Raw genomic sequence first — 15,467 nt, forward strand, 5'->3', positions numbered from 1 at the left:
TGGATCGGCATAGCTGGGTGGGTGCACTATACCGGCACACCCCGGGGGGCGAGTTTCGGACATTCCCCGGCCCAGTATCGGAGGTCTGCAAGGTGGCTTCACCCGTGCGGCATTACGTAGGAGGCGGGTTCGACGCGTCCGGCGTGCCGTTCCCGCTCGTCGACCCGGTCACCGGGAGCGCCGTCGGCGAGGTACCGCAAGCGTCCCGCGAGGTGGTCGACCGGGCGGTCCGCGCGGCCCGGGAAGCGCTGCGCGGACCGTGGGCCGCGTGGAGCCCGGCGGAGCGGTCGCGGCTGCTGCACCGGATCGCGGACGGGATCGAGCGGCGCTTCGAGGAGTTCGTCACCGCCGAGTGCGCCGACACCGGCAAGCCCCGCGAGCTGGCGTCGACCGTCGACATCCCGCGCGCGGTCGCCAACTTCCGCTCGTACGCGGACCTCCTGGCCGGGCGGAGCGAGCGGTCCTGGCACACCACCACCCCCGACGGGCGCGGCGCGCTGAACTACACCGTGCACAAGCCGCTCGGCGTCGTCGCGGTGATCTCCCCGTGGAACCTGCCGCTGCTGCTCCTCACCTGGAAGGTCGCGCCCGCCCTCGCGACGGGCAACACGGTGGTGGCCAAGCCGTCCGAGCTCACCCCCGGCACCGCCTGTCTGCTGGCCGAGGTGATGGCCGAGGCACAGGTCCCGGCGGGCGTCTTCAACCTCGTGCACGGCACGGGCGCCGACGCGGCCGGACAGTGGCTCACCGAACACCCCGGGGTGGACGCCATCGCCTTCACGGGTGAGTCGAGCACCGGGACCGCGATCATGCGGGCGGCGGCGGCCAGGCTGGCGCCGGTCTCCTTCGAGCTGGGCGGCAAGAACGCCGGACTCGTCTTCGCCGACGCCGATCTGGAACAGGCCGTCGAAGGGACCCTCCGGTCGGCCTTCACCCACAGCGGGCAGGTCTGTCTGTGCACCGAGCGGGTGTATGTGCAGCGTCCGGTCTTCGACGAGTTCGCGGCGGCGCTGGCCGCCGGCGCGAAGGAACTGTCCGGCTACGGCCCGATGGTCTCCGCCGCCCACCGGGACAAGGTGCTGGGCCATCTGGCGCGGGCCACCGCCGACGGCGACGTCCTCGCGGGCGGCGGGGTGCCGCACTTCGGGGACGAGCGCGACGGCGGCTTCTGGGTGGAACCCACCGTGCTCGCCGGACTGCCCGAGGACCACCCGGCGGTACGGGACGAGATCTTCGGCCCGGTCGTCCATCTGGCGCCGTTCGACACCGAGGAGGAGGCGCTGACCCTCGCCAACGCGAGCCCCTACGGGCTGGCCGCCACGGTGTGGACCGGCGACGTGAGCCGCGCGCACCGCGTGGCCCCCGCCCTCGATGTCGGCATCGCCTGGGTCAACACCTGGAACCTGCGCGACCTCCGTACGCCCTTCGGCGGCGTGAAGGCGTCCGGGATCGGCCGTGAGGGCGGCGACCACTCCCTCGACTTCTTCTCCGAACCGATGAATGTGTGCGTGAAGCTGTGAGCACAAGGGACGAGACCGTGAACACGACGGGTGAGGCGGCGGGCGCGACGCCCGACCAGGTGGCGAGCGCCGCACAACGCCTGGAGGAGGCGCACCGCACCGGTGTCCCGTGCGCCCCGGTACGCGACCTCCTGCCGCCCGGGGACCTGGACGCCGCCTACGCCGTCCAGTCCGTCCTCACCGAACGCCGCCGCGCCCGGGGCCGTCGCGTCACCGGCTGGAAGATCGGTCTGACCTCGGTTGCCGTGCAGCGGCAACTCGGCGTCGGCACACCGGACTTCGGCGCGCTCCTCGACGACACCGCCGTGCCGGACGGCGCCGAGATCCCCTGGGGCTCGGTGCTCCAGCCCCGCGCCGAGGCCGAGGTCGCCCTGGTCCTCGAACACGACCTCCTCCACGAGCGGCACACGGTGGCCGACGTGATCCGCGCGACCGCCTTCGCGCTGCCCGCCATCGAGGTGGTCGGCAGCCGGATACGCGACTGGGACATCTCGGCCGTGGACACCATCGCCGACAACGCCTCCAGCGGCGCGTACGTCCTCGGCACCCGGCCCGTGCCGCTGCGGGACCTCGATCTGCGGACCGCCGGGATGGTGCTGGAGCGCCGCGGCGAGCCCGTCTCCACCGGTGCGGGCGTCGCCTGCCTGGGGAACCCGCTGCACGCCGCCGTCTGGCTGGCCGACACCCTCGTCCGGCTCGGCCGCCCGCTGCGCGCCGGGGACACCGTGCTCACCGGCGCGCTCGGACCCATGACGGCCGCCCGGCCCGGTGATGTGTTCGAGGCCCGTGTCGACGGGCTCGGCTCGGTCCGCGCGGCCTTCGGGCGCGCCGCCCACGAAGCCCACGAAGCCCAGGAAGGGGACGTCCGATGAACATCATGACTCTCGCGGAATCGCTCGACACCGCGGCGCTGGACGCCCGTCCGCTCCCCGGCGGCGGCAGCGGCCTGACGGACACCGCTGAGGCGTACGCCGTCCAGGACGCCCTGATCGCCCGGCGGCTGGCCCGCGGGGAGCGGCTCACCGGCGTCAAGCTGGGCTTCACCAGCATCGCCAAGATGCGGCAGATGGGCGTGGACGATCTGATCCACGGACGGATCACGGACCGGATGGAGATCCCCGACGGGGGGCTCCACGACATCTCCGGGCTGATCCACCCCCGGGTCGAGCCCGAGGTGGCCTTCCTCCTGGGCGCGACCCTGCGCCCCGGCGGCGACCCGGCGGCGGCGGTCGCCGCCGTGGCACCCGCGCTGGAGATCATCGACTCCCGCTACGACGGCTTCCGCTTCTCCCTCCCCGAGGTGATCGCCGACAACACCTCCGCCGCGGGCTACGTCGTCGGGCCCTGGAGCGCCCCCCGCGACCTGGCCAACCTCGGCGTCCTGCTGGAACTCGACGGACGCCCCGCCCAGACCGGTTCCACCGCGGCGATCCTCGGGCACCCGCTGCGCGCCCTCGCCGCCGCGGCCCGGCTCACCGGCCCGCTGGAGGCCGGCACGGTGATCCTCGCCGGTGCGGCGACCGCCGCCGTGCCCCTGCCGCCCGGCACCCACGTACGGTCGACCGTCGCGGGCCTCGGCACCGTCCAGTTCACCACCGCGGCCGCCCGGACCACCGGGGAGGACGCGTGATCGTCCCCGGTGCCGCCCCGCCCCGCGGCCGGTTCCCGCATCTGCGGCGCGCGGGCGACCTCGTCTTCGTGTCCGGTACGAGCTCCCGGCGCCCCGACGGCACCTTCGTCGGCGCGAGCGCCGACCCGATGGGCGTGACGGACCTCGACATCCGCGCCCAGACCCGGGCCGTGCTCGACAACATCGCGAGCCTGCTGGCCCCGGTCGGCGGCGGACTCGGCGACCTGGTGTCGGTCACCACGTATCTCGTCGGCATGAACGACTTCGGCGGCTACAACGAGGTCTACGCCGAGTACTTCGACGAGAGCGGACCGACCCGCACCACCGTCGCCGTCCACCAGCTCCCGCACCCCCACCTGCTGATCGAGATCAGCGCCGTGGCCCACCTCCCACAGAGCAAGGAACAGCGCCGATGACCATGACACCGTTCAACCTCCAGTCCTGGATCGAGGAACACCGGCACCTGCTCAAGCCGCCGGTCGGCAACGTCCAGATCTGGCAGGACGCCGATCTGATGGTGACGGTCGTGGGCGGACCCAACCGGCGCACCGACTTCCACGACGACCCCATCGAGGAATTCTTCTACCAGCTCAAGGGCGACATGGTGCTCCGCGTCATGGAGGAGGAGGGCCGCCCGCCGCGCGACATCCACATCCGTGAGGGCGATGTGTTCCTCGCCCCCGCGCATCTGCGGCACTCCCCGCAGCGGCCGGAGGAGGACAGCATCGGCCTCGTCGTCGAGTTCGCCCGCCCGCAGGGCCACCTCGACGCCTTCGAGTGGTACTGCATGGAGTGCCACCACCTGGTGCACCGCAGCGAGGTCCAGCTCACCTCCATCGTCGACGACCTGCCGCCGGTGTTCGGCGCGTTCTACGCCGACCAGGCCGCCCGCACCTGCCCGCACTGCTCCGCGGTGCACCCGGGCCGCGACTGGCCCGAGGAGCTGCGCCCGCGCACCCGCCGCGACGAGGAGGCCGGCGCGTGACCGTCGTCGACGTGCACGCCCACGTCTTCCCGGAGATCGGCCGCGCCGAGTCCCGGCGGCTCACCGGCTCCGACGACGGCCCCTGGCTGCGCACCACGGACGGCCCGGGCACCGGGATGATGATGGCCGGCGCCGCCGAGTACCGGCCGGTCCAGCGCACCCTGTGGGACCCGGCGGAGCGCGTCGCCGACCTGGACCGGCTCGGCGTGGACGTACAGGTGCTCTCCAGCACCCCGATGCTGTTCGGCTACGACCTCGAAACCGCGCGCGGCGTCGACTGGTGCCGCACGGTCAACTCCCATCTGCTGAGCTACGCCGCGCACGACCGGGACCGGCTGGCCCCGCTGTGCCAGGTGCCGTTGCAGGACACCGAGGCGGCCTGCGCGACCCTCAGCGAGGCGATGAGCCAGGGCTTCCACGGCGTCCACATCGGCAACCACCTCGTCGACCGCGACCTCGACCACGGGGCGCTGCTCGAATTCCTCACCCACTGCGCCGACCAGGACGCGGCCGTCCTCGTCCACCCCTGGGACCTGCCCTCGGGACCGCGGTTCTCCCGGTACATGCTGGCCTGGCTGGCGGGCATGGCGGGGGAGACCCATCTGACCATCCTGTCGCTGATCCTGTCCGGCGCCTTCGAACGCCTCCCGGCGTCGCTGCGGCTGATGTTCGCCCACGGCGGCGGCAGCTTCCCGTACCTGCTGGGCCGGGCCGACAACGCCTGGCACCGCCGCGACCTGGTGCGCGCCGACAGCCCGCACCCGCCCTCGCACTACACCGACCGCTTCTCCGTCGACTCGGCCGTCTTCGACCCCGGCGCGCTGCGGCTCCTCGTGGACGTGATGGGCGCGGAGCGGGTACTGCTCGGCTCCGACCACCCGTTCCCGCTCGGCGAGGAGGAGATCGGCCGTCTGGTGCGCGAGAGCGCGCTCACCCCCGAGGAACGCGCGGCCGTCCTCGGCGGCAACGCCGTCCGCTTCTTCGGACTGGCCCGGCAGACGAAGGAGGCCGTCCGATGAAGGCAGCCGTGATCGGATCGGGCAACATCGGCACCGATCTCCTCATCAAGATCATCAGAGGGTCGGGGAACGTCACCGCCGCCGCGATGATCGGCATCGACCCGGACTCGGAAGGGCTCGCCCGCGCCCGCCGACTCGGGGTCCCGACCAGCTCGGACGGCGTGGCCGGACTGATCGCGCTCGACGGATTCGACGAGATCGACGTGGTCTTCGACGCCACCTCCGCCGCCGCGCACCACCGCAACGCCGCCGCGCTCGCCCCGTACGGCAAGACGCTCGTCGACCTGACCCCGGCGGCCATCGGCCCGTACGTCGTCCCGCCCGTCAACCTCGACGAGCACCTCGACGCCCGCAACGTCAACATGGTCACCTGCGGCGGCCAGGCCACCATCCCGATCGTCGCCGCCGTCGCTGCGGTCGCCCCGGTCCACTACGCGGAGATCGTCGCCTCGATCGCCTCCCGCTCGGCCGGCCCCGGCACCCGCGCCAACATCGACGAGTTCACCGAGACCACGTCCCGCGCCCTCGAACAGGTCGGCGGCGCGAGTCGCGGCAAGGCGATCATCGTGCTCAACCCGGCGGAACCGCCGCTGCTGATGCGCGACACCGTCCACTGCGTCGTCGACGACTGCGACACCGGGCGGGTGACCGACTCCGTCCACGCCATGGTCGCGTCCGTCGCCGCCTACGTACCCGGCTACCGGCTCAAGCAGGAACCGCAGTTCCGCGCCCTCGCGGCCGACGACCCGCTGACCGGGCTCGCCGGCGGCGGACGGCTCCTCGTCTCCGTCTATCTGGAGGTCGAGGGCGCCGCCCACCACCTCCCCGCCTACGCCGGAAACCTCGACATCATGACCTCCGCCGCGCTGCGCACCGCCGAGCGCCTCGCCGAACGGAGCCGGGTCCGATGACCAAGGTCTACGTCCAGGACGTCACCCTGCGCGACGGTATGCACGCCGTGTCGCACCGCTACACCCTCGACCAGGTCCGGGCCATCGCCGCCGCCCTGGACGCCGCGGGCGTCGACGCCGTCGAGGTCTCCCACGGCGACGGCCTCTCCGGCTCCTCCGTCACCTACGGACCCGGCGCCCACACCGACTGGGAGTGGCTGGAGGCGGCGGCCGAGGTGCTCGACCGGGCCAGGCTCACCACCCTGCTGCTCCCCGGTATCGGCACCGCCGACGACCTGCGCCGCGCCCACTCCCTCGGCGTCACGTCGGTCCGGGTCGCCACGCACTGCACCGAGGCGGACATCTCCGCCCAGCACATCGGTCTGGCCCGGGAACTGGGCATGGACGTGTCGGGCTTCCTGATGATGTCCCACCTCGCCCCGCCCGCCGAGCTGGCCGCGCAGGCCCGCCTCATGGAGTCCTACGGCGCGCACTGCGTCTACGTCACCGACTCCGGCGGCCGGCTCACCATGGACGGCGTACGGGACCGGGTCCGCGCCTACCGCGACGTACTCGACCCGGCCACCGGGATCGGCATCCACGCCCACCACAACCTCGGCCTCGGGGTGGCCAACAGCATTGTGGCGGTGGAGGCCGGGGCGCACCGCGTCGACGCCTCCCTCGCCGGACAGGGCGCGGGCGCCGGGAACGCGCCGCTGGAGCCCACCGTCGCGGTGTTCGACCTCATGGGCTGGGAACACGGCTGCGACCTGTTCCCGCTGATGGACGCCGCCGAGGAGCTCGTACGACCGACCCAGGACCGACCCGTGCGGGTCGACCGGGAGACACTGACGCTCGGGTACGCCGGGGTGTACTCCAGCTTCCTGCGGCACGCGGAGAACACGGCCGGGCGCCACCGTCTCGACACCCGCGACCTGCTGGTCGAGGCGGGACGGCGGCGGCTGGTCGGCGGGCAGGAGGACCTGCTCACCGACATCGCGCTCGATCTCGTCCGGGACCGCGACGCCACCCCCGCCCCCGACGCCTGACCGCCCTACCCCACCACCACGGAGAACCATCCATGCTGACCGAACGCGCCGCCGCGCTCGACGCCGCCGACCCGCTCGCCCACATCCGTGACCGCTTCCTGCTGCCCGACGGGGTCGTGTACCTCGACGGCAACTCGCTCGGTGCCCTGCCCGCCGCCGTCCCGGCGGTCGTCGAGGACGCCGTGCACCGCCAGTGGGGCACCGACCTGATCCGTTCCTGGAACGGCAACGGCTGGTGGGAGGCGCCGCTGCGCACCGGTGACACCCTCGGCCGGCTGATCGGCGCGGCCCCCGGCCAGACGGTGGTCGGGGACTCCACCAGCGTGCAGCTGTTCAACACCCTGCTCGCCGCCGCCCGGATGCGCCCCGGGGCCCGGCTGCTGCTGACCGACCCCGACCACTTCCCCACCGACCAGTACATCGCCGACTCGGTGGGCCGCCTCCTCGGGCTCGACGTCCGCCGGGTACCGGCACGGGAGGCCGCCGCGGTACTGGCCGCCGAGGCCGGGAACGTCGCCGTCGCCGCCTACGCCCCGGTGGACTACCGCACCGGCGAGCTGTACGACATGGCCGCGCTCACCGCCGCCGCGCACGCCGCCGGGGCCCTGATGCACTGGGACCTGTGCCACGCGGCGGGTTCCCTGCCCGTCGAGCTGGACGCCATCGAGGCGGACTTCGCGGTCGGCTGCGGCTACAAGTACCTCTCCGGCGGCCCCGGCGCCCCGGCGTTCGCCTACGTCGCCCGCCGCCACCAGGCCGGCTTCGACCACCCCCTCACCGGCTGGCACGGGCACACGGAGCCGTTCGCCATGTCCGGCACGTACGCCCCGGGGGACGGCATCAGCCGCGCCCGGATCAGCACCCCGCCGCTGCTGTCGATGCTCGCCCTGGAAGCCGCGCTCACGGCCTTCGACGGGGTGGAGATGACGGCCGTCCGCGCCAAGAACCTGTCGCTGACCGGGTTCTTCCAGGACTGCGCCGACACCCTGCTCGACGGCCTCGGCTTCACCATGGCCACCCCCCGCGACCCGGAGCGCCGCGGCAGCCAGGTCGCCCTGCGCCACGCGGAGGCGTACCCGCTGGTGGCCGCGCTCACCGCCCGCGGTGTGATCGGCGACATGCGCGCCCCCGACCTGCTCCGCTTCGGCTTCAACGCCCTGTACGTCACGCACGCCGATGTCCTGCACGCCGTACAGGAGCTGCACGCCGTCGTGACCGGCGGTGCGCACCTGGCCCCCGCCTTCCAGCAGCGCCCCACCGTCACCTGATCCCGCCCACCACCTGATCCCGCCCGCCACCTGATCCCGCCCGCCACCTGATCCCGCCCGCCACCCGATCCCGCCCGTCCGCCCGATCGGCCCGTCGTCCGAACCGTCCCGGACGGTTCCGTCCCCAGCCCACCGTCACCTGATCAGGTCCCCACCCGCCTGATCAGGCGCCCATCCGCCCGCCCCAGGGGCACATCGCGCGCATATCCCGTTCCGTTCCTTCTCAGACAAGGACCGTCACATGCGTTCCCTCCGCAGAAACGCCGCCCTGGCCGCGGTGGTCGCCGCCGCCACCACGGCCACCCTTCTCGCCCCCGGGGTGTCCGGCGCGAAGTCCGTCGCCGCCGACCCGAACATCCTCGACGTCTGCGAGGACCGCCGCCCCGGGCCGGCCGACCCCGGCTCGTACGGCATGCAGCTGGACGGCAGCTTCCGTCATCCCGCGCTCACCCCGGTCGACGAGCAGAACGAGCACGACTTCCCGGGCCGCAACAAGAAGTACGACACCCGCTCGTACATCAAGAACATGAAGGTCGAAGCCGCTTACGAGGGCGCCGACTTCACCCCCGACTACTTCCACACCTGGCAGAACATCGTCGACTTCGACGGCCGCCGCTACCTCTTCCAGTACAGCCGCTCCGACGGCCGCGTCTACGACATCACCGACATCAAGAAGGTCAAGGTGGTCGAGCGGATGAGCCGCAAGGACGTGGGCGGTGACGAGACCCGGGCGAACGGCGACTGGGCGGCACACGACTACTGGGGCGCCTCCACCATCCAGTGGAACAAGAGGCTCAACGCGTACGTCATGGTCCAGAGCTTCGAGAGCAGGCGCCAGATCTCGGAACTGTCCGACCACCCGCCCGGGGACAAGTACAACAACCCGGAGGGCGTGAAGAAGCTGCGCGCCAAGCCGGGGCTCAAGGGCTTCAAGGTGTTCCGCCTGGACGGCCCGCGCAAGAAGGACTGGAAGCTGCTGACGACGGTCTCCACCGACTCCACGCAGGCCGACCCGCTGAACACCGACCCGGCGAAGGCGCAGCAGGGCTCCGGCTCGATCGACGTGCCGTACTGGACCGGCGAGAAGTACATGTTCATCGCCGCGGCGCCGGACGACACCTACTCCGGGACCGAGTACCCGACCAATCTGCACTCGCCCGGCTACCAGTCCTGGGACATGTCCGACCCGGCCCGCCCGAAGCTCCTGGACACCTGGCACCTGCCTGGTCAGCGCACCGGTGAGGACGCCGCGTACCGTGAGAACCCGCGCTGCGGCAACCGCACCAGCTGGATGGGTGCCCGGATGCCGCTCTTCCTGCCCAGGCCCGTCGAGAAGGGCGGGCGTTACGCCTTCGCCGCCATGGGCGGTTACGGCCTGACGGTCCTCGACGTCTCCGACCCGTCGAACATGAGGACCGTGAGCCATCTCGACCTGCCGGCCTCCGTCGCGGGCACCGAGGGCGACAACATCGACGTGTCCCAGTACGAGAAGACCGGGATGATCTACTACTCCGGCTACCCGCTCACCGAGGACTGCTACGAGCCGTACAAGGACGTCTACCAGATCGACGCCCGCGACCCGAAGCAGCCCCGTGTCGTCGGTGTCCTGCCCCGTCCGACCCCGCCGAGGTCCGCAGGGATCACCGACTACTGCCAGCGCCGCGGCAGCTTCGGCCCCAAGCGCACCGGCTACTACACCAACCCGGGCCAGCACACCGCCGGTGTCCTGAGCTACGGCTTCTACAACGCGGGCGTGCAGTTCTTCGACGTCTCCGACCCCGCCGAGCCGGAGATCTCCGCCTACTTCGTCCCGAAGGCGTACGGCCCGTCGACCGCCGACTACGCGTACGGCAACCAGACCCACGGCGTCTACGTGGAGTGGGACCGCAACATCGCCTGGACGCTGACCAACCACGGCATCTACGCGCTGTCCTCACCGAAGGTCCTGGGCAAGCCGGACCGGGACGCGCCCGCGAGGCCGTTCCGCAACAGCGAGTTCTGAGCCCCTCACCCGCTCACCCGCTCGTCAACCCCGTCATCCTTCAGAAGGGCACCACCGCCATGGCTGCTGCACCCGGTGACTCCGCACCGCTCGCACCGCCCGCCGACGCCGACGGCGTCAGACCGGCCCCCGACACCGAAGGGGCCGCACCGGCACCCGCCGGTGAGGGACTGGTCCGCTCCCTCACCCACCGGCAGACGACCATGATCGGGCTGGGCTCCGCGCTCGGCACCGGCCTCTTCCTCGGCTCCAGCACCGCCATATCCATGGCCGGCCCCGCCGTGATCATCTCGTACGCCATCGGTGCGGTGCTGGTCGCCGTCATCGCCGTCCTGCTGGGCGAGATGTCCGCCGCCCACCCGGTCCAGGGCTCGTTCGGCACCATCGCGCACCGCTACCTCGGCCCGTGGGCCGGGTTCCTCAGCCGGTGGCTGTACTGGTTCAGCGCGGTCGTCGTCATCGGGACGGAGGTCGTCGCCTCCGCGCTGTACATCCGGTGGTGGTGGCCCGAGGTGCCGATGTCGGTGGCGATCCTGGCGATCGCCGCGATCGTCCTCGCGGTCAACATCATCAGCGTGAAGTCCTTCGGCACCACCGAGTTCTGGCTCTCCACCGTCAAGGTGGTGGCGCTCTGCGCCTTCATCCTGTGCGCCGCACTGCTGGTCTTCTTCGGACTGCCGGACACGGAGGCCACCGGCTTCGCCAACCTCGCCGACGACGGCGGATTCGTGCCGCACGGGGCGAGCTCGATCTGGCTGGCCATGTCCGTGGTGATGTTCGCCTACGCCGGTTTCGAGGTCGTCGCCATCGCGTCGGCGGAGGCGGTCGACCCGCAGCGCACCATCCGCACCGCGATGCGCCAGCTGGCCTGGCGGCTGAGCTTCTTCTACCTCCTCGCCATCACCCTGGTCCTCGCGCTGATCCCGTGGCGCAAGCTCGCGGACGGCGACGGAAGTGTCGAGACGAGCCCCTTCGTGCGGGTCTTCTCGGAGGTCGGCGTGCCCGCCGCGGCGACCCTCACCAACGCGGTCGTCCTCATCGCCGCGATGTCCGCCGCCAACGCCCACCTGTACGGCGCCTCCCGGCTGCTGCACTCGCTCGGCGGCGACAAGCTGGCCCCGGCGCCGATGGCCAAGCTCAGCAAGCGCGGTGTCCCCGCCGTCGCCCTGGCCGCGTCGACCGTCGGTATAGCCGCCGCCGCGCTGCTGGCCTTCTACGACGTCAGCGGACTGTTCGGCATCATGATGTCGATCGCGCTCTTCGCGGTGCTGCTGGTGTGGCTGCTGATTCTCGCGTCGTACATCGCCTTCCGGCGCCACCGGACGGCGCACCCGGAGGAGTTCACCGGCTTCAGCGTCCCGGCAGGCGGGAAGCTGGCCATCGTGGCCCTGGTCGGGGTGCTCGCGGTCGCCGCCACCGCGGTGGAGGTCCCCGACATGCGCCAGGCGGCGGGCATCGGTCTCGCCTTCACCGCCGTCCTCGGTGTCTGCTACGCCCTGACCACCCTCCGCAAGACCCAGCAGAAGTAGCGCGCGACCCCGCGCCGGAGAACTGACACGTGACACCTGATGTCCGGTATCTCGTGCCTGGTGCCTGGTGCCTGGTGCCTGGTGCCTGGTGCCTGATGTCCGACACCTGACGCCGCAGGGCGCCGCTGTTCCCACAGCGGCGCCCTGCGGCGCGCCCCGGTACCGGGGCGTGCGCGGTCAGGCCGACTCCCGGGTCACCAGCCGGTGGGCGAGGACCACTTCCCGCGCCGGTCCGTCGTCGTCGCCGTCCAGGCGCTCCAGCAGGATGCGGGCCGCGGAGCGGCCGATCTCACGGGCCGGGTTGAGCACGGTCGTCAGCGCGGGGGACACCAGGGACGCCGCGTCGATGTTGTCGTAGCCGGTGACGGCGACCCGACCCGGTACGTCCACCCCCCGTTCCCGGCAGGCGTCCAGGGCGCCGATGGCGATCAGGTCGTTGGCGCAGACCAGGGCGTCCGGCGGTTCGGCCGCGGCCAGGAGCCGTGCCGCGCCGGTCCGCCCGCCCGCACGGGTGAAGCTGGTCCAGAGCACCAGATCCCCGGGGATGGCCAGCCCCGCCTCCGCCAGCGCCTCCCGGTACCCCTGGAAGCGCTCGCCGCCGGGCTCGACGCCCTGTTCGCCGCCGATGAACCCGACGCGCCGGTAGCCGCGGTCGCGGACCAGATGCCGCACCAGATCCCGCATCCCCTCGACCTCGGCCGCGCGCACCACATCGCCCGGACCCGCCGCCAGGGGGCCGCCGAGGCGCACCAGCCGGGCGCCGGAGCCGGTGATCAGGGCGAGATCCGCGCGGGTGGCGCCGTAGCGGCCGAGCACGATGCCGTCCATCCGGCGCGCGGCCAGCTGCCGCAGCACGGCCGGGAGATACGGCCCGCCCATGGGTGCCTCGCAGACGACCGTCAGGTACTCATGGGCCAGGGTGACCTCCTGCATACCGACGGCGAGCTCGGCGTTGAAGGGGTTAGCCAGGTCGGGGACGACCAGCCCCAGGGTGCGGGTGCGCTGGGTGCGCAGCCCCCGGGCCGAGGGGTCGGCCTGGTAGCCGAGGCGCTGTATCACCTCCTCGACCCGTGCCCGGGTGGCCGCCGACACCGGCCGGCGCCCGCTGATCACATGCGACACGGTCGTGACGCTGACCCCGGCCTCGGCCGCCACGTCCCCGATCTTCGCGCGGCCTGTGCCGTGCACATCACCCTCCCGCTTGCCGGGCGCCGCGGCGCCGCTGGTTCGGATGCTCACACTATCCAAACCGCAAAACGTTTTGTAGTGTGCCGTCCAAACGCACCCGGACCTCACCCCTCCGGGCCCCTCATCCCATGCAAAACGATTTGGACGTGCGATGGTCCCTGATCCGAAGCGGACGCCATGACCGGCCTCCTCAGCCGCAGACGCCTGCTGGGCACGGCGCTCGCCGCGGCTTCCGGCGCGGTCCTCGCCGGCTGCGCGGACGACCGCCCGGCCGGTGGCCGGACAGCGGTGCGCTTCCTCGGCCCCGAGACGGCGGACACCTTCCGGCCCGTGATCCAGGGCTTCGAGCGGGCCCATCCGGACCTGCGCGTGGAGTACACCCCGGTCCCGCCCGCCCAGCTCAACGACGTACTGCAACTGCGTCTGTCCGCGAAGGACACCGCGATCGACGTGTACTGCGTCGACCAGCCACGCGTACCCGCCCTCACCGCCCGCGGATTCCTCACCGATCTCCGCGCGGTGGACGGCCGGGCCCGCGCCGCGGTGACCCCGGAGCAGTACGAGATCAGTTCCTGGGACGGCGTACTGCGCTGCCTCCCGGTGTGGACCTCCACCCAGTACCTCTTCTACAACGCCGACCTGCTCAAGAAGTCGGGCGCCGCCGCACCCGGCGCCGACCCCGCCGACCGCTGGTCCTGGGAACGGATCCTTGAGACCGGACGGCGCGCCATGGACCGGTCCGGCGCCGACTACGCGCTGCTCATCGAACAGACCGACGCCTACTACGGCATCCAGCCGCTGGCCGAGTCGCTGGGCGGCGGCCCCGGCATCACCGGTGACGACATGCTCACCCCCGCCGTCACCAACCGGGGCTGGACCGAGGCCATGACCTGGTACGGAAAGCTGTTCGCCGACGGACTCTCCCCCCGCGGGGTCTCCTCGTTCGAGATGGCCTCGCTGTTCACCGCGGGCCGGGCGCCCTTCTTCGTCGGCGGCCCCTGGAACCTCGGAGCCTTCGCCTCCCTGAAGGACTTCGCCTGGGGAACCGCGCCACAACCGCAGTTCGAGCGGGGCCGCGCCGTGACCCCCACCGACTCCTGGTCCTGGGGCGTCAACCCGCACTCCGGCCGGGCGGACGCGGCCCTGCGCTTCATGGAGTACGCCTCCCTCACCACGGAAGGCAGCCTCGCCACCGTCGCCGCCTCACCCCTCATCCCGTCCCATCGCGGGGCCTTCGACCGATACGCGGCCGATCTCGACCGCACCGCCACCCGCAGCACCGAGGGAGTGGCCGCGATCATGCGCCATGAACTGGCCGAAACGGCCGTCAGCCGGCCGAGGAGCATCGGCTACACCCAGTTCGAGACCGTCATGGGCTCGGCGTTCTCCGACATACGCAACGGCTCGCCCGTGCGGCCCCGGCTCGCCAAGGCGTCGGCGGAACTGGTGCGCACCTGGGAGCGACTGCGATGAGAACCGGACTCCCCACCCGCCGGCGCCCCGCGCGCCCCACACGGCCGTCCCGCCCCTCACAGGGCAGACTCGCCCTCTACTTCCTGGCACCCGCCCTGCTCGCGCTCGTCCTGCTGCGCCTGCTGCCCGCGCTGATGGCACTCATCAGCAGCCTGCGGCACCACAGCCTGACCGACGGGGTCACCCGCTTCGTCGGTCTCGCCAACTACGCCGACCTCTGGGCCGATCCGCAGTTCTGGCAGAGCGCCCGGGTGACCCTGCTCTTCAGCCTGGTCATCAACCCGCTCCAGGTGCTGCTCGCGCTGGGCCTCGCGGTGCTGTTCAACCAGCGGTTCGCCGGTGCCCGGTTCTGGCGCTCGCTCGTCTTCGCGCCCATCGCCGTGCCGCCCGCCGTGTCCGCCGTCATCTGGGGCATCCTCTACCGCCCCGAAGGCCCGCTGAACGCCTTCCTCGGCGCGCTCGGCATCCCCGCCCAGCCCTTCCTCACCAGCCCCGAACAGGCGCTGTACGCACTGATCGTGCTGATGTCATGGGTCGGCGTCGGCTACTGGATGACCTTCCTGATCGCCGGACTCCAGGACATCCCCCGGGAGGTGTACGACGCGGCGGGCATGGACGGCGCGAACGCCTGGCAGCGCTTCGTCCACATCACCCTGCCGCTGCTGCGCCGACCGCTCTCGTTCGTCCTCGTCGCCGCCACCGTCTCCAACTTCCTGGTGTTCGCCCCCGTACAGCTCCTCACCGGTGGCGGACCCGACGGATCGACCAACCTGATGATGCACGACGTGTTCCGCCGCGCCTACAGCGTCGGCGACATCCACTACGCCCAGGCCGAGGTGGTGGTGCTGGTCGCCGTCACGCTCGCCGTCGTCGCCGTGCAGTACCGGCTGATGCAGGGCAAGGGCGAGGAGTAG

14 protein-coding genes are annotated in these 15,467 nt (G+C 72.1%); 13 read left to right on the forward strand and 1 reads right to left on the reverse strand.

The window, feature by feature from the left end:
- Positions 1–104: 104 nt before the first annotated feature.
- From OG711_RS36515 to OG711_RS36565, 11 genes are all read left to right on the forward strand, one after another.
- Entirely contained in the window at positions 105–1,520 is a 1,416-nt protein-coding gene (locus OG711_RS36515; RefSeq protein WP_218623262.1) for a 2-hydroxymuconic semialdehyde dehydrogenase, read from the forward strand.
- A 17-nt stretch (positions 1,521–1,537) separates the two neighbouring features.
- Positions 1,538–2,392 carry a 2-keto-4-pentenoate hydratase gene (locus OG711_RS36520; protein ID WP_329563091.1) on the forward strand — a complete coding sequence of 285 codons (855 nt, stop codon included), beginning with the start codon at positions 1,538–1,540 and terminating at the stop codon, positions 2,390–2,392.
- Complete coding sequence (locus tag OG711_RS36525) at positions 2,389–3,150, forward strand: 2-keto-4-pentenoate hydratase (RefSeq protein WP_073788470.1); 762 nt, start codon at positions 2,389–2,391, stop codon at positions 3,148–3,150. Before OG711_RS36520 ends, OG711_RS36525 begins: the two co-directional genes overlap by 4 nt.
- The gene (locus OG711_RS36530; protein ID WP_073788468.1) at positions 3,147–3,566 is read left to right on the forward strand and encodes a RidA family protein; all 420 of its coding nucleotides are present in this window, start codon (positions 3,147–3,149) and stop codon (positions 3,564–3,566) included. The genes OG711_RS36525 and OG711_RS36530 overlap by 4 nt, the downstream gene beginning before the upstream one ends.
- Complete coding sequence (locus OG711_RS36535; protein WP_073788466.1) at positions 3,563–4,135, forward strand: 3-hydroxyanthranilate 3,4-dioxygenase; 573 nt, start codon at positions 3,563–3,565, stop codon at positions 4,133–4,135. The genes OG711_RS36530 and OG711_RS36535 overlap by 4 nt, the downstream gene beginning before the upstream one ends.
- Positions 4,132–5,154, forward strand: a complete 1,023-nt coding sequence (locus OG711_RS36540; protein WP_073788464.1) for an amidohydrolase family protein — start codon at positions 4,132–4,134, stop codon at positions 5,152–5,154. The genes OG711_RS36535 and OG711_RS36540 overlap by 4 nt, the downstream gene beginning before the upstream one ends.
- Positions 5,151–6,065, forward strand: a complete 915-nt coding sequence (locus tag OG711_RS36545; protein ID WP_073788462.1) for an acetaldehyde dehydrogenase (acetylating) — start codon at positions 5,151–5,153, stop codon at positions 6,063–6,065. The genes OG711_RS36540 and OG711_RS36545 overlap by 4 nt, the downstream gene beginning before the upstream one ends.
- Positions 6,062–7,093, forward strand: a complete 1,032-nt coding sequence (gene dmpG / locus OG711_RS36550) for a 4-hydroxy-2-oxovalerate aldolase (protein WP_329563096.1) — start codon at positions 6,062–6,064, stop codon at positions 7,091–7,093. Before OG711_RS36545 ends, dmpG begins: the two co-directional genes overlap by 4 nt.
- A 32-nt stretch (positions 7,094–7,125) precedes the next feature.
- The gene (gene kynU, locus OG711_RS36555; protein ID WP_073788458.1) at positions 7,126–8,361 is read left to right on the forward strand and encodes a kynureninase; all 1,236 of its coding nucleotides are present in this window, start codon (positions 7,126–7,128) and stop codon (positions 8,359–8,361) included.
- Positions 8,362–8,602: 241 nt separating this feature from the next.
- The gene (locus OG711_RS36560; RefSeq protein ID WP_073788456.1) at positions 8,603–10,363 is read left to right on the forward strand and encodes an LVIVD repeat-containing protein; all 1,761 of its coding nucleotides are present in this window, start codon (positions 8,603–8,605) and stop codon (positions 10,361–10,363) included.
- 59 nt (positions 10,364–10,422) lie between these two features.
- Positions 10,423–11,892, forward strand: coding sequence for an amino acid permease (locus tag OG711_RS36565; RefSeq protein WP_073788454.1), 1,470 nt, complete (start codon positions 10,423–10,425; stop codon positions 11,890–11,892).
- Positions 11,893–12,069: 177 nt separating this feature from the next.
- On the opposite strand, the gene OG711_RS36570 is transcribed toward OG711_RS36565, so the two are convergent.
- Entirely contained in the window at positions 12,070–13,131 is a 1,062-nt protein-coding gene (locus tag OG711_RS36570; protein ID WP_329563100.1) for a LacI family DNA-binding transcriptional regulator, read from the reverse strand.
- Positions 13,132–13,257: 126 nt separating this feature from the next.
- Here OG711_RS36570 and OG711_RS36575 point away from each other — a divergent pair, with 126 nt between their 5' ends.
- Positions 13,258–14,553 (forward strand): sugar ABC transporter substrate-binding protein, encoded by a 1,296-nt coding sequence (locus tag OG711_RS36575; RefSeq protein ID WP_266511368.1) that lies wholly within the window; start codon positions 13,258–13,260, stop codon positions 14,551–14,553.
- Positions 14,550–15,467, forward strand: coding sequence for a carbohydrate ABC transporter permease (locus OG711_RS36580; protein ID WP_329563102.1), 918 nt, complete (start codon positions 14,550–14,552; stop codon positions 15,465–15,467). Before OG711_RS36575 ends, OG711_RS36580 begins: the two co-directional genes overlap by 4 nt.

Origin of the sequence: Streptomyces uncialis (genome assembly GCF_036250755.1) — a bacterium.
In the GTDB taxonomy this organism is placed as follows: domain Bacteria; phylum Actinomycetota; class Actinomycetes; order Streptomycetales; family Streptomycetaceae; genus Streptomyces; species Streptomyces uncialis.